The following is a 19,535-nucleotide window of genomic DNA, read 5'->3' as shown; positions in this document are numbered from 1 at the left end:
TGTTTTGGCACTATTCTTTTTCAAGAAAATAGAAAAACCTAGAGGAAATTTCCTCTAGGAATCATATTAATCGATTTAATTCTTTAGATTTTCTTCACCAACATTAGTTGACAAAGAGCCAAAATTTAGTGACATTTAAGAAGATATAAAAAATATTTAGAGTTATGACTGAATTAAACCGAAAGCAAATTGTCCTCGATATAAAATTTTAACTAAACGCAAGACGTTTACTTTATGTCAATAAACGATGTTTCTAGTCTTGAAGCTGGCGTAAGATTAATCGCTCCAAAATTCATTATTTGACGTTATTATCATTCACTCAGCACATAATGTACATCAGTAAGTTCTTCACGTAGAATACAAGTTATTTTTGCATATATAACTAGATTTATGACTAAATATAAAGCTATTCACACGAAAATACTGTGCAATTATTTATTTCCATTTTAGAAATTTTACTAAAAAATAAGCCTTTTAAAAGAGTAAATTTTATAGCATCTTTATCAGGAAATAACAGAATTGGAAAGCTGGTTTTACTTCTAATTAGGTGATGTTCTAGGATTATTTATAAGCTAATGCCCAATATCAAATATTTTAAATGGACCAACATTTATAGTTGGGGTTGTAGAAGTCCCTGATATATTAAAAGTTGAGGTTTTCTTTTATTGTTATCCGTTATTTCTTGGACCTTTTTAATGACCGGTTAATTACGAATGTTTAAATATTCTTCTCCAATATTAGATATGTTAGCTATGCATGTTTGTTGTCAAACCCTTAATCAAGGCAGTTTGAATAATATCAAGTTTATTCATTACAGATGAGTAAGAACACGGCCTCCAAACTTTTACAAATTTTTCTGAGCCTATCTCAATTATGCCATATTCTTCAGAAATTTTTGGCCCGATTTCTTTTATCCTATTACTGGGTATCGCAATCCATAAATAATTCATTTGCTGCTGGTATTGTTTACTATTGAAAGACCGATGAAGATCTTCTTCAGCTAAAATAACTTCTATAGAATGTAGGTTCAATTGATGGGGGCTGGTAGTATAGTTTTCAATGACTAAAAAGTCTATAGTATGTGATCGATCAGTAATTGAAGAGTAAAACGAAAAATTAGGCAACAATTTATAGACTTTCTTCTGAGCGTTAACCGCTAAATTATTTATGCCAACGTCAGAAAAGGTATCTAGCCAAGAACTATAAGTTAAAGAGATGGCAATGTCTGAAACAGATAATACTATCTCTTTTTCAGAGCTGCCAACTTCCGAATGGCTGTTCTTTTTTATTATACTGCCGGGGTCATTCTGCCTGATTGTCTTGACGGATTTCCAAGCACTTAGTAAATCGGATCGCTTTAGCTCTCGATGCAATACTTTATCCATTAAATCGTCTTTAATATCTTTATTCCCTTGACTGATCTTTTCGACCAATTCAAAGTTATCCGGACTGACTTCGACGTCTTCTATTCTTGGGACAGATAAACCTTTCTTTTTTGCTCTTGTTTGATAATCGAAATAAATCTCGCCAGCTTTTTTTCTTTTCCATATTAAGGACTCAGTTACGCCGGACTCATAAGCCAAGTGTCTGATCCAACGAGTAAAGGATAAATGTTCTGGTTTCCATAAAGCGCCCAATTCGACTTCTCTGATTAATTCAAATAATCGTACCCATGAGCGTTTATCTCTAATGAGGATTTTTTCAATTTCTTCTTCGATACTTTTTATGTTGGACATAAAAAAACTCCTTTCTAATAGTTACTACAACGTATTATAGTAACTATTGTAAATGATAAAATTTAGAGTTGAATTGTTGCACTATTCTGAATGCGACACAACTATGTTGTGTCGTATTCGCATAAGTACACCAAAGTTAGGTGGCTCTAAGGGTTATTCATTATATGAGTAGCCCTTTAGATTTATAGATTGTTTGAATAAGACTAAATATGTAGTATAATAAGATTAAGTCATATTAACAAAATGAGGGATTTTTACATGAAAATTGTCCAACCAATCAGGGAAAAAAAGCAAATCGATGCATTGAAGGCCATTTTGTCTTCTGGAAAAATGGGGCCAAGAAATATGTTACTATTTTCGATTGGAATAAATACCGCTTATCGCATTTCAGATTTACGTCGATTAAAATTATCAGACGTGCTAATTATTTCTCGTGGTCGGGTGATCGCGAAAGAACGATTAGAAATGAAAGAGCAAAAGACCGGAAAACACAATTCAATTATTATTTCGAATAAATTGAGAAAACAGATTTTAGAGTATGCGAATGACTCTTTTCCAACTCAGGTAGCAAATCATGAATTTGATCATTTTTTATTTCCAAGCCGAAAAGGAAATGATCAGCCATTAAGCCGGCAAGCTCTTTGGGATGTTTTGAGTAAAGCAGCTAAAAGTATGGGGATGAAAAATATTGGCAGCCACTCGATGAGAAAGACGTTTGGTTATTTTCTTTACAAGAATGGAACCCATATTGAGATCATTCAAGAATTATTAAATCATTCATCGCAGCGTGAGACATTACGCTATATTGGGATCACACAAGAAGATAAAGATACTGCCGTAATGAGTTTAGATTTATAGGGTGTAATTATTTACTATATAATAGAAGAAACACGTCATTTTTTTGGAAATTTGCCTTTTTTTATAGATAGAATACGGTAGAGACTTTGATCATTTCCGTAGATAGTTCAATTAAAGAAGCGACAGTAACTAAATGATCAAAAATTTGATCATTGGTTTGAAAATTAAGAATGGGCTAGGAGAGGAAATATGTTAGAAAATAAATTAGGCATTACAAACCAAGTTGAATTAGCAAGAGTAGAAGAAAAGATCAGTAAATCGAATGCAAAGAAATTATACGATAGTGGTGATATTAACAAACTAGAAGTAGGAACGTTCAAAGGGCTAGCAGCTATTCATCGATACCTTTTTTCAGATATTTATGATTTCGCTGGTGAAATGAGGACGGTAAATATTGCTAAAGGGAATTTTCGATTTGCGCCGGTGATGTATTTGAACGTTTCTTTAAATCATATTGATCAAATGCCACAATCTACTATTGATGAAATTGTAGCAAAATATGTGGAGATGAACATTGCACACCCGTTTCGTGAGGGAAATGGTCGTAGTACAAGAATATGGCTAGACTTGATTCTTAAACAAGAAATAAAAAAAGTAATCGATTGGAATCTGATTAACAAAGAAGATTATCTTTCTGCAATGGAGCGTAGTCCTGTAAAGGATTTGGAAATTTCTCATTTAATTAAGCAAGCACTAACTTATTCAGTAAATGATCGTGAAACATACATGAAAGGTATTGATGTTAGTTATTACTACGAAGGATACACAGAGTTCAATACTGAAGACTTGTAGTCAGTGAAAAGGACAAAATATCACCAAAACTTATATCTAAATCTATATCCGGTAAAACTACGTTAATGGTAGAGAGATTCTAAGCTCATTTCAACTTTTAAACTAAGGTATTATCTTGAAGAAGCAATCTAGTGGTTACCTAAAACGACGTTTTAGGTAAAATAAAAAAGTTGTCCCAAAACTAGGATAACTTCCAGCAATATCAGTATTTTATGTTTATTGGATCGTTGAATAGGCAGATTATCTAAAACGCTCGTTTTAGTTATAACAAAGAGTTATCTTAACTTTAATGGTAAATGAATGTTGTAACATTGTCAATTTTAAAAGGATCAGTAGGAGGAAAGTTTATGAAAAAAAATAACGAACCAATAAGGAGAGGAATATGAAAAATTTTATTTGGGATTTGGATGGAACAATACTGGATTCTTATAAGATTATTTTAAAATCATTAGAAGAAACCTGTTTATACTTTGATATGGATTTTGATTATACATCAGTAAAAAAACATATTTTAAAAAAGTCAGTGGTTTCTTTCTTGCAAGAAAAATCGTCTGAGAAAAAAGTTTCTTATAGTGTTATGAAAGACTATTTTTCTGAAATGAATAGTTATAATGCTTCATCTATTAAATTAATGAACGGTGCAAAAGAAATTTTAAATTGGACAAGACTTAATGATATTCAAAACTATATTTATACACATAAAAGTGACACCGCCATTCAAATACTAAAAAATTTGAATATAGACTCTTTTTTTGAAGAAGTAGTTACAAGTTCTTACGGATTTAAACGAAAACCAGATTCCCAAGCGCTAGACTATCTAATTGAAAAGTACAATTTAGATAAACAAAAAACGTATTATATAGGAGATAGGTTAATAGACAAAGAGGTAGCAATAAATGCTGGTATTAAAAGTATTAATTTAACAGAAAAAAATTCTTATAATAATACTTACATATCAAGCTTGAGTTCAATAGAAAGGTTATTTTAGCGCGAGAATAGACTTTTGCAAAAAATAAATAAAAGGGCTTAACATTTAGTAAGACTGTGTAAAATATTTTGGAATGGAAGAAAAGCAAACAGGAATTTGGATTGGGAATTGATGGGTATGTTTAGTTTTTTATGAAACTTGTAGATAATTATTAATCGAAAATAAATCGCAGCAAAAGGAATATAAAAATTATAAATACGAACGATCTTGATAAAGAAGTGACAGACTATGTTATACACCAGTTGTTTATAATTAATGAAAATGCTGCAAGAGAACTCATGAACGGATTAGGGATGGAAGATCCGTATATTTCTGAAGAAAATAAAAGTCACTTAGAGAATAAGTTGAAATTCTAATTTATAAAAGAAATATAAAAACGTAAGCTGAATTAACTAAGTAGATTTAGTTTTAAAAAAAGTCAATAGATTAAGGAGAGAACAGATGGAGTTCACGAAGAAAAATGTAATAGATCAAGTGGAACAAATAAAAAAACTATTATAGAGGATGGTGTCAATAATGATGTAGTAAATTTTTATTTAGATAAACTTGTAAATGATATTGGAGAAATGGACGATGGTCAATGGGAGTATTTCCCTAGAATGAATCTATCAGACAAGAAATAAGTCATTGCTACACCTAAAAGGATAAATAATAGGTAATTACTTTTAACAATTCTACTTTAAACCGTAGTATAGAATTTGACTTGTAAATTCATTTTAAGCAAAAAAAGGAGTGACTTCATGGAAGAACAGATCGAAGGAAAAAAAGGTGTTCAACTTCTTGATTCCTTGTATGGAAAATGTTTAAACGGTATTCCTAAAATTTCTAAACCAGTTAACGAATTAGCAAATGATTATATTAGAAAATATGGTAAAACTGATAAAGCTATCGACAAGTTAGTAAGAAATCAATTGAGTAAGAATGGAATAAATGGATTCATTTCTGGTTTTGGAGGATTTACAACTTTGCCTGTCACTTTACCAGCAAATATCACTTCCGTTCTATATGTACAGATGAGAATGATAGCTGCTATTGCATTAATAAGAGGGTATGATTTGAATGATGATGAAGTACAAACGTTTGTGTATTCATGTATTGCAGGAGTTACAATAGCAGACACGTTCAAACAGGCTGGTATTAAAGTAGGAAATAAAATAATTTTAAATTCAGTTAACAAAATACCTGGTAAAGTGTTAGTTCAAATTAATCAAAGAATCGGATTTAGATTCATTACAAAAGCAGGAACAAAAGGAATTATTAATTTAGGAAAACTTGTTCCAATAGTAGGGGCAGGAATAGGATCTACAATTGATTGGACAGCTACCTGGACAATAGCCAATAGAGCAAAAAAAATATTTGAGGGAAGTAATGTAATTAACATGAACTGAAGATATTCTTGATAGTTAAAAAATTAGGTTTCTCAAAAACAATGGGATAATAGCATTTTTGAGTAAACGAAATCAGTATGTAGTAATATAAAAACTGCATGGTATAATATTAATACAAATAGTTACAACAATTGAAAGTGTTAGAAATGGAGACCAGATTTATGAGTTCTAGCGAGAATAATGAAATTAATAATCTAAGAAGATTAGCAATGACAAAAAGATTGAATTTTCTAATAGGTTCAGGTGCTTCTAAGCCAGCAATACCTTTGATGAGTGAATTTTCAGATAAAGCAGAAAAAACTGCGAACCAACAACTCACTCAAAGAATTATATCTATAAGTAAAATTATTGAAAATAATAGTTATTTAAAAAATGATCGTTGCAACATATTTCAACAAACTGATCTGACTCTCAAAAACTATAGAGATTTTATTGAGAAAGTTGTCCATATTTTAAATTTATCTAACTCTAGAGAAACTCCACGTAGTGCAAATATATTTACTACAAACTACGATTTGTTTATTGAAAAGGCTGTTGATGAAATATCTAGAAATAATCGATTAATTTTTAATGATGGTGCCAAAGGTTATTTAACTCGTTATCTAGATAGCTCAAATTATAATCAAGTTGTTTCTTATAAAGGGCTAAATGATAACTACATTAGTGAAATTCCATCTATTTCTTTGATCAAACCTCATGGTTCTGTAAATTGGGTTAAGAAGAATGAGGATATCGTTATTGATAATAAAGTATCAACTATTCCGGTAATTGTTGAACCTAATGGTTTAGAAGGGCAAGAAACTTTTCTAAATAATCACTTTCACGAAATGCTCAGAGTGTTTCAATTAGAACTTGATAAACCACAATCAGTGTTATTTGTTCTGGGATTTTCGTTTCAAGATAAACACATTGGTAAAATGATTAAGCGTGCTTTAAAAAATCCTGAATTAATGATATATGTTTTTGGTTTTGTTGATTCAGATAGAAAGCTATTTTTAGATAATTTAGGCTTTTCGTCTGAGCGATCAAATTTTATAATTCTTACACCAGAGAATTTTGATAATGAATTATTGACAAAAAATGATGGTGGTAAAAAAGATGATGAGTCTTGGTATAGTTTTACTCTTCCAGTTCTATCTAATATTTTATCTACTTGGAAGGATAAGTGAATATGAAACCAACTAAAAAATTAGGAGTCATAGTTGCTGTTGATGGTGATATATCTCAAGTAGGAATGTATAGTATGTCTAATGATGCAGAATTTATATGGTATGGTGATGTATTAACTGGACCTAAAGTTGGTGCTTTTTTAACAATTAATCAAAACAACATCAAAATTATTGCCACTGTATCAAATGAAAAAATTATAGATCAGCAAAATACTGTAAAAAGTATCGAATTTGATAATCGTTATAACAAAAACTCTATCAATAGAATAATCATGTTAAAAACAAAAGGTGTTATCGTTGATGAAGAATTCCAAGTAACTAGTCAATATGTCCCAATGATAGGCAATGAAATCACGTTAACAAAAAAATCTGAATTAGCAGTCATTTATGGAATTAAAGATGAAGATCCTTGTATTTACTTAGGCAAGTCAATCCTTGAAGGACAACCGATTAATATACCAATAAACCAATTTTTCGCCTCACACATTGGTATATTTGGGAACACAGGTAGTGGTAAATCGAATACATTACATAAATTATATTTACAGCTATTAAATTCACCATATCGAGATAAAATATGTGAAAAATCACAATTTTATATTATAGATTTCAATGGAGAGTATACAAGTCCCAATCATTTTGGACTTTTAGAAGAAGATGGTAAAAAGCTAGTTAAGATTAATACTCGAGAGTCTAGAAAGGGTAATAAGTTACCTGTTAAGAAAAAATATTTATTTGACGCGGATATTTTATCTATTTTGTTTGATGCTCGACCAGCTACTCAAGTTCCTTTTTTAAGAAATGCTTTAAAGCTTTGGGATGAAAAAAAATTTAATGGAAAGAGAATGGCAAAATTTGTTGTTGGGACACTAAAAAAGATATTAACTACTGGAAATGCAGCAAGTTCAGATGCTAAAGACAATTGGATAAGTTTAGCTAAGAAGTATATAGATGAAAAAAATTTATTTGACCACTTGAATTCTTTAATTTATTATTCGGGAAATGCTTGTTACAAAGCTACTAAAGAAATATATATAAATGACAAAACAGGAATGTCTAATGACGCAATTGGATATCTCAAGTTAACAGAGATAGAATACAAGTTGGAACAAGTATTCAATAGTATTAATCAGATTAACCAATTAAAATTTCATTTAGAATTTCAAAAAGTCCATCAATCATCCTGGAAGGCAACAAATATAGAACATATTAATCCCCTGTTTAACAGAATAAATACAGCTTTTTCAAGTTTAGATAAAGTAATCGAAGTTGTAGATGATATATCGGACGCCTACAAGACTGTAAATGTAATTTCACTTGTTCATGCCAATCAAGAAATCACACGATTAATACCTATGCTTTTATCAAAAATGATATATGATGAACAAAAATTAAATGTTTCTGGTGAAAAAATTACCCAGACAAAACACCTGATTATCGATGAAGCTCATAATATATTAAGTTCAAGTTATAGGAATAACGGAGATGACTGGCAGGATTATAGACTGTCTATTTTTGAAGAGATTATAAAAGAAGGCCGAAAATTTGGTTTTTACTTAACGCTTTCTAGTCAAAGGCCTTCAGATATTTCAGCTACAATTCTTTCACAAACGCATAATTACTTTATACATCGTCTAGTGAATGAAAAAGACCTTAAAATGCTTGAAAATACTATGCCTACTTTAGACAAAAATTCTTTGCGAATGATTCCTAGTTTAGGTAAAGGAGAGGCAATTATCACAGGAAATGCAATAAAAGTTCCAGTTTTTACAAAAATAGAAAAGGAAGAAATCAATAGACCTGATAGTGATGATATAATTTTATCTGAACTATGGACTTAATCGCTATGAATAAAATTTTAATGTAGGGGTCACAAGCGCTTACGGTGAATTTGCATAAAATAAGAATTAGATCTAAAAAATTTTCTGTTATTTTGTACATCAATGACAAATGTGAGTGCTACTATAAGTGACCATCTTACAGAGAAATACTAAAATCACACAATATACAGAAATTTGAATCTACTAGATGGTATGTAAACATAAATCGTGAATTTTATGTTCAAGTGATTTTTCCGTAGTTCCCAAAAAGGATCAATAACTGAAGGAGGAACTAATATGGAAAAAGCTTTATGTATTATGATGGAAGATTATGATGAAGATGATGATCAAGTGAAGTTGTATATGAAAATATAACTTCACTGAAGTTGGTAGAAGATATGATTGAGGAAGAAGAAGTTCTTCTCTTCACGTCAGATGATAAGGACTATGAAATGAGTACATTTGATATTGATTGGTTTAGATTTGTTCCTGTTGCTTCAGACATGGTTACACACTTTAAGAATAATGATAGTTATGTTTGTACATGGGATGCACAAGGTACGATTCTCAAAAAGGATAGAAAGGTAGATAGAAAGGGTGGACAAAAAAGCAAAAGTTTTAATGAAAGGAAAGTTTAACTATTCTAATTCAAAATTTAAAAAAATGTCAGTAAGAATTTTGTTAGTTCTTACATTTATCTTTGTATTTCTTTTTGGAATAGAGATAATTAGTAACACTAGCATTAATCTTGATGGTGAAGTGTTACTAATTCTATTTGGAACAATTTATTTTGTAGGAGCAATATATTTGTCTGAGATAATTTATGAAAAGTTATTCTTGAAAGAAGTTGTAATAACTAAATGCACAAAGGGTGTAAGGATTTTGGTTGGTAGTGACGAAATTATAATTCAGATGAATAAAATACGTAGAGTTAAGGCAGAATTGAGTTATGGTGTAGGTTCAAGAGGAAGCTCAAAAGGAAGCTCACGATCAAGCGCTAAACTAGTAATTTACACAAACGCTGAAGTATTTCATTTTACTACCTCGGGAATAAACGAAGATGTTAAAAAAGTTGAGAGCTATATCAACAAAGGTATAGAGATAAATAGCCAGAAGAGTTCTAAATGAACTAGATACGTTTTTTCAAAAACGATCATTTTCAGAGAAATTATTCTCTTAGTACAATTTTTTTAAAATAAATTGCTTAAATAGCCTGTCCAACAATTAATACAGTTGGACGGGCTACTTTTTTATTCAAAAAGAAGTGACTCAATTTCTTTGGATAATTCAGGATTATGAATATCTAAACCAATAATTGATATTTTTCTTTTTTGATTTTTCATATCAATTACAAAAGACTTTAATGCTTCAACTCCAGAATGATCTAAGATATGAGAATAAGAAAAATCTATTGTTAGCTGTTCGTTGTCATAATTAACAGTTTCAAAATAATGGAGAAACGAATGTGTGGAAGCAAAAAATAAAGGTCCTTTTACTGCAAACAAATCATCTTTTTGAACAATTGAAATCGTCGATAGCTTTGCCATAAAAATGACTGCGCTTAATAGAACACCTACAAAGATACCAATCGCCAAATTATGTGTATAAACAACAACACCTATCGTCACAAGCATTACTAGACTCTCTGTTACTTGGAAAGAGCGGATGAGAGATAAACTTTCCCATTCAAATGTTTCAAATGAAACAGTAATCATAATACCAATAAGAGCTGCAGTAGGTATCTGTATCATGATATCTTTTAGACCAAAAATTAGGATTAATAAAGCCATTCCCGCAACAAAAGTAGAAAGTCTTTTTCGTCCACCAGATTTCACATTGACCACAGCTTGACCAATCATTGCACAGCCTGCTGGACCACCAAATAACCCCGTCACTATATTTGCAAGACCTTGTGACTTCACTTCCCTTTTGTTATCTCCTTTGCTTCCGGTCATTTTATCAACTACAGGAATAGTCAATAATGATTCTATCAGACCTACCATTGTTAAAGCAACTGCTGTTGGAAAAATGATAGAGAATGTTTTAACAGTGAAAGGAACCCATGGAAATGATAATGTTGGTACAATTGTCGACATATTTCCCATATCTCCAATTTTTTGTAGATATCCTGGGTAAGCCAATGCAACAACAGTCATTACTATAATAACAATTAATGCAGGTGGAACAGCTTTTGTAACTTTTGGAAGTCCGTACATTAGCATGATTGTGATAATTACCATGAAGTACGTCCATATTGATTGCCCAGGTAATTGTTGTACTTGAGCTAGAAAAATTAAAATGGCTAAGGCATTTACGAAGCCAAACATCACAGTTTTTGGAATAAATTTCATTAATCTTTGAATACCAAGATATCCTAGAACTAATTGCATAATACCTGTTAAAATAGTTGCTGCTATCATATATTCAAGACCATGGCTTTTAATTAGCGCAGCCATAACGAGTGCCATAGATCCTGCGGCGGCTGAAACCATGGCTGGTCTTCCACCTGTAAAGGATATAATTAAAATAGTTGTTGCTGAAGCAAATAGTGCTGTCATTGGATTTACTCCTGCAATAATAGCAAAACCTACAACCTCTGGAAGTACGGCTATAGACGAAACTAGACCAGCAAACAAATCATTTTTCCCATTTCCAATCCACTCTTCTTTTTTTATACTAAATAACATGTAGATAAATCACACCCTTTTAAATTTTTAGTTGCATTTGACAACTTTATTATAGTATCATAGTCACATTGTTAAATAAAGTCTTAGGTGAATTTAAATACAATTAAAATTAACCCTATAGTGAATTTTTGAGGTGATTGAATAGATGAATATTGGAATAAGAATTCAAGAATTAAGGAAAGCAAACCACATGACTGCAAGAACATTAGCTGAAAAAATTAATATTTCCCCATCTTTTATTTCTGCAATAGAGAATGATACAACAAAGCTCTCCTTAAAGACACTAACACATATTTGTGAGGCATTAGGTGTATCATTGTCAGATTTTTTCAATCCTAAATTAAGTCCTACAGATCAGAAATTAATAACTGTTATTATGAGTTTACCAGAACAAAAAAAATATGAACTTCTTCAGTTTTTAACAGGCTTAGAAGAGAAGTAGTTTTTCCATAGATCAAATTTCTGATTTTAAAATTACCACTCAATTTCTGTAGCTTTTTAACCATTGTTATTAACTCAAGAGATGATCTTGAAAAAAATGTTTACTTTTCATTGACACAAAGTAAATGGAGTAAGTTCATGACTAAACGTTTATTTGTACCAGCAGTTTCAATTATATTTAATGGTGATAATAGATATCACAATAAGAGTAAGAAAATTAAAGTATCTCTTAGCATTGAAAATGGAAAAAAACCGCAGTAATTAAAGTACAATTAATTTCACGAGATACAAACAAAATTTTAGGACGCCAATGTCCCACGTATTCTTATGATGATTGGAAAAATGTGGAAATTGCAAGTAAGAGGTTGTTTAAATACTTAGATATCAATAAGAATTTTTATGATGAATTTACCGGATTTAACGGTTCTGATATTGTATTACCGACCCCAGAAGCAATTAAAAAATTTGATTAATTTACAATCGTAATTTAAATATATTAATCTTCCCCAAAAGGATCAGTAGGAGAGATATGGAATAATTTTCTTAGTGGTTGTCCTTGTACATTATTTACTATATAAAAAATTTGAAAAAAGGATAAAATTATCGAAACAATGTATCATGAATTTAACAGGAGTTCTTAGTGTACTTTTATGGGTAATTGGAAGTTTCATAGTAGACGTTTTGCCAAAAAGTTTAAGAGGCAGCTACGATTCAATGTGGGGAGATTTGACAATATTTCCAATGCTGATTATCGTACTTCATAGTTTAATATTTATGTTGATATATGTTTTAGTAATTAATCTTATTTTATTATACAAAAAACATAAGATGTATCCCCAAAAGGATAGAAAAGAGGATTAGTATGACTAATAACAAAGAGACAAAACAACTAATAACGGATTTGTATAACAGTTTTAAAGACAATCAAGAAAATAATTATGCGGAATTAAAAGAGGTTTTATTAAAAGTATATAAAAAACTGGATGTGTCTATAAATGAGGAAGCGTTAATTGCTAGACTAACTAACTTTATCTATTTTAAAACACTCACTGAAAAATGGAAATTTAATCCAGAACAAAATCAAATTATAAGTGAATTGAGTGATATAGCTAAATCAGCTGGGGTGAATAACAATTATAGAGGTGATTTAGGAAGCTTGTCTCAGTTTGACTAAATTTGAGTGAACTAACTTCTCAAAAAAGATAAGATAGGTGACTCAGGAATAGAAGGAAATTAAAGCATAAAGGTAAGTCAGCAACGCCCATTTATCAAAGTATTCTAATGATATTTTATTGTATAAGTGCCGTTGTCTTAGTTTTTGTCTCTTTTATCTTTTTTGGAAGATATGGGCGTCCTAGCATGTATGAACGCTATAAAATTTTATATAGAGACAATACGAACGAGCTTTTTTCAGCGATATTGACTGAAGTAAGCATAAGTTTAGTACTATTAGGTGTATCAATACTATTAGTAGTATTGATTTTATTTTTAAAAAGAAGGAAATATAATCGAATTAAACAAAAAAAGTTTCCTAAAAAGGATCAGTAGGAGGATAAATGATGGAATTAACAACCAGTCAAGTGGGTATGATCTTACATGGTATGTATATGTCAGACTACTTTGAATCTGAGGATTTAGAAGAAGCATTACAGCAACTTATAGACGATACAGAATCAACTATTGGAATTACTGTCCAAACAGAATTACCAAGCGTTGATCCAGTGATAGAGAGACTAGTAAAAGAACGCAAAAGTTTAATTGAGTTGGCACCTAGCAAAGAACAAGACAATTTTATAGAAGCCCAAAAATATATTGAGGGATTTGAATATGCTATAGAAATTCTCAAAAAGGATGGTTAACTCCTGATAGACAAAAAAGACCTACCTTAGGGAGAAGGTAGGAAAAAGAGTTAAAAAAGAAGAAAATGTTTTGTTAGGGTTATTTGATATAAGTAAACAGTATCTTATAATAATGAAAAATAGGAATAAAAATCATCATTTTCATTATTAATTTAGAAATTACCAATTACTAGAAAAGAAAATTTGTAAACAAAGTAACTAACTTTTCAGGCTAGACTGATACACACGAGAATGTTTACGATATTGTTTCACAACAATAGGAATAGCGATAGCAGCAAGTACAACAAATTTTTTTTTCATAAAACCATTCCTTTCTAAAGTATCTATTATATTTCAAGTGCCGAAGCACGACGTGGACGGTAGGATTCGAACCTACACCTCGATGATAGAGTACCAACAAACGTTTAGCCTCTGGGAGTTAAACACCACGTTCACCCACATAATTTAAGAGTAGCGAAAGAGACAAATGAGTCTCTTTCACTCAAAAATTTGGAACAAGTTTCTTACTTTCTTTGTAGAACAAATAAATAAATTTGAGATATCTAATTGTTTCAAAAGCAATAATGACCTCCTTTGTTTATCTGTATCTAGAATACCGTTTAAACCTTAAATCAACCCTAAAAAAGTAAGAAGTAAATGTGAAGAATGATTAATAAAGTGATAAGAGCTATATTACCAAAAAGAATAGTTAGAGGCTAACTATGAAAATAAATACTATTTTAAATTTTCATATAATTTGTCTTCTATCAGAAAGAAAGGAAAGTGGTTACTGTGATTGCTTTTATTTTATTATTTCGTAGTTTATGGAGAATCTTAAAAATTCTATTCCTTCAAGAAGAACAAAAAGCTATTATGTTAGCCGTTCTCTTTATTTTATCGATAGGCACTTTTTTCTACCATGGTGTAGAAAGCATGAGCTTTTTAGATGCCTTATACTTTTCTGTAATTACACTTGCCACGGTGGGGTTTGGCGATTTATCTCCCCATACAGCAGTTGGTAAAATTTTCACAATAATTTATGTTTTAATTGGAGTAGGTATTATTTCCGTAATGATTGCCAACTTTAATCACGCAATGGCCACATACCACAAAGAAAAAAAGAGTAAAAAGCAATAAGAGGGTAAATATAGTTAGAATACCAAAAACAATCAGTAGGAGGAACAAGAATGAAAAAGGATAAAGAGTATTTTGAAAGTGTAGGGTATTATAGTGCGATGGCGCAACTACTTTCTTTTATATCGGCTGATAAAAATGATAGTATTGATGGTTTCATTTTATCATTTGAACTAAAAGATAAGCACTTTAGAGAGTATCTTGAGCCAGAAGACTTTTCTGTAATTCTTAATGACTTTGAAAATTGGAATGAAGCAGCTCAAGAAATGTGGGTTTCCTAAAAAGGTTGGTTTTAGGTGAAAAAAGACAACTACAACAGAGAGTTTAAATTCGACAAAAGAACAAAAAATGAGGACAAAAATATCAAAGAGTGAATTTCCTTATTTTCGAATTTTACAACAGTTCTTGGAGATAAAGTGAGGGATACCATTGGCTGTTTAGGTAGAACAGTTTTAATTCATAAAGAGAACCCATGTATCGGTTGATACATGGGGTACTTGGGGTAATTGAGATTATGTGAACTTACTATTTAAATAACTTGATTAGTTACTTTTTTTACGTTTAAAAGTTAATATATATGCTCCACTTGCAAGCAGTATCATTGCACCAACGTCTGTTAATAAAGGTGAGTTTGTTTCACCTGTTTGTGGCAAGGTGGCTGTTGTAGAAGCTGAATTAATTGTCTTTGCTTTAACTACTGGTTTTGTATATGATTCAGAAGGTTTAGTCGGTTCTAAAGGCTGATTAATCGTGTTTTTCGTATAAACATAAGTCACAGTTTGAGCTGTATCAGTAAATGTTCCGTTTGGATTCCCATTAACCTCTTTAAATGTATAGCCATCTATAGTTAATTGTTCAAAAGAATAAGGGTCTCCAATATTACCAGATTTCACAACATCAGGAGCAATTGTATTTCCCTCTGTATCTTGGTAGTGAATGGTTACATCAGCACCAAGTATGCTATCTTGAACGATAACAGTCATAGTTTTATCAATAAATGTTCCAGCCATGACATTTTCTAGTCTATAAGTAATCGTATAAGTCCCTGCTTTAGAGGTATCTACATCATTAAAAATAGCAGTAAATTCACCATCTCCATAAGGTATTTCTTGGTCACCTCTGAAAGCTGTAGCATAATTTTCAGGAGAGAAAATATCACCAACATTGAGAGTTACCGTATCATTAGGTAACTCTATTCTATCGTTATCTTGAACGATAACAGTCATAGTTTTATCAATAAATGTTCCAGCCATGACATTTTCTAGTCTATAAGTAATCGTATAAGTCCCTGCTTTAGAGGTATCTACATCATTAAAAATAGCAGTAAATTCACCATCTCCATAAGGTATTTCTTGGTCACCTCTGAAAGCTGTAGCATAATTTTCAGGAGAGAAAATATCACCAACATTGAGAGTTACCGTATCATTAGGTAACTCTATTCTATCGTTTTCTTGAATAGACTGTTCTTGGACAGTACTTTCGGCTAAAACAATTCCTGAAGGAATAAATTGAAAAGACAATACAAAAATTGCTAACACAATATTAATTTTTTTAATAGAAATCCCATCCGTTCCTTATATATATATTATTATATACATAGTATATAATAATATTAGTTAAAGATAAATAGCTAAATAAAAAATTAATAAATAAAACAAGAAATGTATTAAAAACAGATGGTATAGTCTACAAAAATTGACATGATTGAAAATAGACAAAAATATCTACAATTTATAAAAGTTTTATTCGTTCCATAAACACTCATTTTTCATATAGGTAGGACATTTATAAATTGTAGATAGATTATCCTTGACTCTTCTTATTCCTAAAAAATAATTACTTAATTTTTAAAGTATCGGTAGCAGCATGCATGAAAAATAAAGGAGGAACAAAAATGAAAAATAGAACAAGGTTAAAAATATGTGGATTTGCAATACTTATTGTAGGTGCAACGATTGCTTTTAAAAATCCGTATCAGTGTATTTTATTGACGATAATTGGTGCAGTGATTTTAAACACCACATATAAAATGGATTGAAGATTAGTTCCTAAAAAGGATAAGAAAGGGTAATGTTTAATGAATCAAATTAAGAAAATCTATAAGGAAGCTTCAGAGCTAAATACTAAGTTAGCAGCGTTGCTTAATACACTCAATTCATATGTGAATGAGAAATCAATTGATGGCTTTTTCTCTTTCAGACCTGACGAAAATAATTGTTTAAGTCTTTCTTGTGAGATTGAAAAAATAGTTGATGAAGAAGATGGAACTACAGAATATGAGTATTATGTTATTTTGTTTACTGAAGAAGAATCATTACAGGAATTTTTAAGCTTAGATAGATCGAGTATGATTGATTACATTATCTTCAATGCAATATAGATTCTCAAAAAGGATCGAATAGCTGTATGCATTAGATCCAAAAAGGAATGGTAGATGAAAAATGACTAAATCTTGTGGAAAGAAACTAAATGATGGTGATTATATCTACTATGTCGATAAAGGATTTTATCATGAAGAGTGTTTGAGCTTAAAACCAATAGCTTAGATTGTTAGAGATGGAAAGGAAAAACAGGAAAAGAAATTGAACAAGTTTCTTCGCATACGTGAAGAGCTTAATGAAGATTGATTATCTCAAAAAGGATTAATAACAGAAGGAGTCAATATGGAAATTATAATTGATAGACAAAGTGTATGTATGGGGGATGATGTTACAAGTCACGAAACTAAAAATGAAGTAAACGAACATATCACATTTCTAGAACTCTTTGAAGAGTTAATAGCAAAAAATTATTTTCCTCATATTCAAGGAAATGACGTCGTTTGGATTCTAAGATTTGATGGGAAAGATAGGATTGCTTGGAAAACAAAGGAAAATAAATTTTATGAATACAATAAGACTTATTGTTCGATAAGTAAGAATGGAAAAAGGATTCCAGAGGTTACGTTTATTTATTATTCATCAGTTGAAGAGTGGTCAGAAAGACGTGAAGACTGTCTAGAGAATAAGATAGTGCAAATAAATTGGTTGGATAAGTTGAAGAATTTTTTTTATAAATAGCTATTTGCGGAATACTGAAGGCATTTCTAAAAAGGAAAGGAAAGTGCTAGAGTGATCAAATCGCTAGTTAATTTTTTTAAAAAAAAGAATGATATTGGTGTTACTGAAGATGATCTAATCAATACTAAGAGAGCTTTACAAAATATAAATAGATTATCTGAACAATTGGACGAAGAAAATTTTTGTAGAATGTTCAATTCCACCCTAAATGTTTTTGATTTAGATATATCTAATCAAGAGAAAGCAAAACGGATATTGGCAAAGTCACAGGTATTTGGTGGGATGGGATCTTGGAATGATTCTCCGGGTTACGAAGCTTACAGATTAGGTATTCAAAAGGAATACGAAGAAGTTACAGAAGAGCTGTATAAACAGCGATCAATTCTTCAGGAAAAGATCAGTTTTTCCGAAAAGAATCAGTTATTAAAAATAAAGGAAGAAACTAATATGGAAATTAATGTAGATAGACAAAGTATTTGTATGGGTGATGACATGGAGAGTCACGCAAAATTATATGAAATAAGCGATACGACAACTTTTCTAGAACTCTTTACTAAATTGATAGAAGATAATTATTTTCCATATACAGGTAAAAATAATATCGTTTGGGTTCTAAGATTTAATGGAAAAGATATAATTGCTTGGAAAACAAGAGAAAATAAATTTATTGAATACAACGAGACTAGTTATCTGGTATCAAAAGATCAAGAAATAATTCCGACTGTTGTTTTCAAGTATTATAGTTCATTCAAAGAGTGGGAAGAAAAGAATAAGTATTAGCAAAGTAATCAGTATTTTTCAAAAAGGCTCGTTCGTATTATGGATGAATATTCTTTGGCTACAGCTGTGAATCTTCCAGGAAGATTTCTCTAAAAGCGAACGGTAAGAATTCTTAAAGTTGAAGATAGATCGGCTTCTCGAAACAGATGAATAGCAGCATACGTGAGATTCAAAATGTTCAGTAGTAGCTTTTGTACGAATAAAAATCAGAAAGATAACTAAGTGATGAATAATGAAATGAAAATTACAGAATGGCTAACGGTTTGTCCAGATTTTAAATTAAGTAAAATAGAAGAAAATTCAATTATTAATAAATCGTTGGTATGGGGTAAGTTGCCTAACAAATCATTTAATGGAGTAACATTCGCAGAACTTAAACACTATCTTGTTGATAGCTATCAATGGAATACTGAAGATACTCCCAAAAACGATCGGCTTTAATCTTAAAGTTAGAAATTACTTTTATAATTTTTATTATTGATCTCTGTTTTTGCTTATTGTTTTTGTTAATCAACTAATCACTCATAAGCATACCTTTTGACAGAAATAGCAAATTATTGTTATTTTAATAGATAGATATAAATTGAGACAATAACTGATAGGAGGTTCACTTTGAGTAAGCTAAAAAAAACAATTGTCACTGTTTTTCTTTTTTTATTTATGTATCTGTGTTTTTCAGTGATAGTTTCCAATCAAACATATGTATCTATACCATTTTACTTATTAAATTTGGATGAGTATCCATTAGTTGGGGATTGGCTCCCTGTGATTACATTCTATCTTGCAGGTAGTGTCTTCATTGTTTTATTTATTTTAATGTTGGGTACGATATTTTACCCAAAAAA

22 protein-coding genes, 1 tRNA gene and 1 pseudogene are annotated in these 19,535 nt (G+C 30.5%); 20 read left to right on the top strand and 4 right to left on the bottom strand.

All coding sequences use genetic code 11. From position 1 onward, the window contains the following. Nucleotides 1-746 precede the first annotated feature (746 nt). Nucleotides 747-1,736 (bottom strand): hypothetical protein, encoded by a 990-nt coding sequence (locus BCR24_RS08875; protein ID WP_069640194.1) that lies wholly within the window; start codon nt 1,734-1,736, stop codon nt 747-749. A 258-nt stretch (nt 1,737-1,994) separates the two neighbouring features. Between BCR24_RS08875 and BCR24_RS08870 the strand changes: the two genes are divergently transcribed. The 8 genes from BCR24_RS08870 (at nt 1,995) to BCR24_RS08835 (ending at nt 9,879) form a co-directional block, all read left to right on the top strand. Then, entirely contained in the window at nt 1,995-2,594 is a 600-nt protein-coding gene (locus BCR24_RS08870; protein ID WP_069640193.1) for a site-specific integrase, read from the top strand. A 189-nt stretch (nt 2,595-2,783) separates the two neighbouring features. Continuing rightward, nucleotides 2,784-3,386: a protein adenylyltransferase Fic gene (fic, locus tag BCR24_RS08865; RefSeq protein WP_069640192.1), complete on the top strand. Its 603-nt coding sequence runs from the start codon at nt 2,784-2,786 to the stop codon at nt 3,384-3,386. A 382-nt stretch (nt 3,387-3,768) separates the two neighbouring features. Next, complete coding sequence (locus BCR24_RS08860; protein WP_069640191.1) at nt 3,769-4,374, top strand: HAD-IA family hydrolase; 606 nt, start codon at nt 3,769-3,771, stop codon at nt 4,372-4,374. A 740-nt stretch (nt 4,375-5,114) separates the two neighbouring features. Then, the gene (locus BCR24_RS08855; protein WP_069640190.1) at nt 5,115-5,762 is read left to right on the top strand and encodes an EcsC family protein; all 648 of its coding nucleotides are present in this window, start codon (nt 5,115-5,117) and stop codon (nt 5,760-5,762) included. Nucleotides 5,763-5,923: 161 nt separating this feature from the next. Then, nucleotides 5,924-6,931 carry an SIR2 family protein gene (locus BCR24_RS08850; protein ID WP_069640189.1) on the top strand — a complete coding sequence of 336 codons (1,008 nt, stop codon included), beginning with the start codon at nt 5,924-5,926 and terminating at the stop codon, nt 6,929-6,931. 2 nt (nt 6,932-6,933) lie between these two features. Further along, nucleotides 6,934-8,772, top strand: a complete 1,839-nt coding sequence (locus tag BCR24_RS08845) for an ATP-binding protein (RefSeq protein WP_069640188.1) — start codon at nt 6,934-6,936, stop codon at nt 8,770-8,772. Between the two features lie 377 nt (nt 8,773-9,149). Beyond that, nucleotides 9,150-9,389, top strand: a complete 240-nt coding sequence (locus BCR24_RS08840) for a hypothetical protein (RefSeq protein WP_069640187.1) — start codon at nt 9,150-9,152, stop codon at nt 9,387-9,389. Then, on the top strand, nt 9,349-9,879 hold the full coding sequence (locus tag BCR24_RS08835; protein WP_141707042.1) for a hypothetical protein: 531 nt from the start codon (nt 9,349-9,351) through the stop codon (nt 9,877-9,879). Before BCR24_RS08840 ends, BCR24_RS08835 begins: the two co-directional genes overlap by 41 nt. A gap of 122 nt (nt 9,880-10,001) precedes the next feature. On the opposite strand, the gene BCR24_RS08830 is transcribed toward BCR24_RS08835, so the two are convergent. Beyond that, the gene (locus tag BCR24_RS08830) at nt 10,002-11,438 is read right to left on the bottom strand and encodes a SulP family inorganic anion transporter (protein WP_069640185.1); all 1,437 of its coding nucleotides are present in this window, start codon (nt 11,436-11,438) and stop codon (nt 10,002-10,004) included. Between the two features lie 145 nt (nt 11,439-11,583). Here BCR24_RS08830 and BCR24_RS08825 point away from each other — a divergent pair, with 145 nt between their 5' ends. From BCR24_RS08825 to BCR24_RS08810, 4 genes are all read left to right on the top strand, one after another. Beyond that, nucleotides 11,584-11,880 carry a helix-turn-helix domain-containing protein gene (locus BCR24_RS08825; protein ID WP_069640184.1) on the top strand — a complete coding sequence of 99 codons (297 nt, stop codon included), beginning with the start codon at nt 11,584-11,586 and terminating at the stop codon, nt 11,878-11,880. A 137-nt stretch (nt 11,881-12,017) separates the two neighbouring features. After that, entirely contained in the window at nt 12,018-12,140 is a 123-nt protein-coding gene (locus BCR24_RS17290) for a hypothetical protein (protein ID WP_275579453.1), read from the top strand. Nucleotides 12,141-12,741: 601 nt separating this feature from the next. After that, nucleotides 12,742-13,053, top strand: a complete 312-nt coding sequence (locus BCR24_RS08815) for a bacteriocin immunity protein (protein ID WP_069640182.1) — start codon at nt 12,742-12,744, stop codon at nt 13,051-13,053. A gap of 385 nt (nt 13,054-13,438) precedes the next feature. After that, complete coding sequence (locus tag BCR24_RS08810) at nt 13,439-13,738, top strand: hypothetical protein (RefSeq protein WP_069640181.1); 300 nt, start codon at nt 13,439-13,441, stop codon at nt 13,736-13,738. 351 nt (nt 13,739-14,089) lie between these two features. On the opposite strand, the gene BCR24_RS16865 is transcribed toward BCR24_RS08810, so the two are convergent. After that, a tRNA-Ser gene (locus BCR24_RS16865) sits at nt 14,090-14,173 on the bottom strand. A gap of 336 nt (nt 14,174-14,509) precedes the next feature. Here BCR24_RS16865 and BCR24_RS08805 point away from each other — a divergent pair. Both BCR24_RS08805 and BCR24_RS08800 read left to right on the top strand, forming a co-directional pair. After that, nucleotides 14,510-14,854: a potassium channel family protein gene (locus BCR24_RS08805; protein ID WP_069640195.1), complete on the top strand. Its 345-nt coding sequence runs from the start codon at nt 14,510-14,512 to the stop codon at nt 14,852-14,854. Nucleotides 14,855-14,904: 50 nt separating this feature from the next. After that, nucleotides 14,905-15,132 carry a hypothetical protein gene (locus tag BCR24_RS08800; RefSeq protein ID WP_069640180.1) on the top strand — a complete coding sequence of 76 codons (228 nt, stop codon included), beginning with the start codon at nt 14,905-14,907 and terminating at the stop codon, nt 15,130-15,132. A 261-nt stretch (nt 15,133-15,393) separates the two neighbouring features. On the opposite strand, the gene BCR24_RS16715 is transcribed toward BCR24_RS08800, so the two are convergent. Next, nucleotides 15,394-16,389 carry a MucBP domain-containing protein gene (locus BCR24_RS16715; protein WP_069640179.1) on the bottom strand — a complete coding sequence of 332 codons (996 nt, stop codon included), beginning with the start codon at nt 16,387-16,389 and terminating at the stop codon, nt 15,394-15,396. A gap of 356 nt (nt 16,390-16,745) precedes the next feature. Between BCR24_RS16715 and BCR24_RS16860 the strand changes: the two genes are divergently transcribed. From BCR24_RS16860 to BCR24_RS08770, 6 genes and pseudogenes are all read left to right on the top strand, one after another. After that, entirely contained in the window at nt 16,746-16,889 is a 144-nt protein-coding gene (locus BCR24_RS16860) for a hypothetical protein (protein WP_157804652.1), read from the top strand. Between the two features lie 39 nt (nt 16,890-16,928). Continuing rightward, nucleotides 16,929-17,231: a hypothetical protein gene (locus BCR24_RS08790; RefSeq protein ID WP_069640178.1), complete on the top strand. Its 303-nt coding sequence runs from the start codon at nt 16,929-16,931 to the stop codon at nt 17,229-17,231. Nucleotides 17,232-17,514: 283 nt separating this feature from the next. Continuing rightward, the gene (locus tag BCR24_RS08785; protein ID WP_069640177.1) at nt 17,515-17,910 is read left to right on the top strand and encodes a hypothetical protein; all 396 of its coding nucleotides are present in this window, start codon (nt 17,515-17,517) and stop codon (nt 17,908-17,910) included. Between the two features lie 51 nt (nt 17,911-17,961). Further along, a complete protein-coding gene (locus BCR24_RS08780) occupies nt 17,962-18,690 on the top strand; it encodes a hypothetical protein (protein WP_069640176.1) in 729 nt (242 codons plus the stop codon). A gap of 237 nt (nt 18,691-18,927) precedes the next feature. Continuing rightward, nucleotides 18,928-19,131: a hypothetical protein gene (locus BCR24_RS08775; protein WP_141707040.1), complete on the top strand. Its 204-nt coding sequence runs from the start codon at nt 18,928-18,930 to the stop codon at nt 19,129-19,131. 171 nt (nt 19,132-19,302) lie between these two features. Further along, nucleotides 19,303-19,535, top strand: a pseudogene (locus tag BCR24_RS08770) (alkaline shock response membrane anchor protein AmaP); the annotation flags it as partial.

It is taken from the genome of Enterococcus ureilyticus, assembly GCF_001730315.1.
GTDB lineage: Bacteria > Bacillota > Bacilli > Lactobacillales > Enterococcaceae > Enterococcus_L > Enterococcus_L ureilyticus.
Note: the sequence above shows the minus strand (reverse complement) of the source record. Positions and strands in the feature narration are given on the sequence as shown.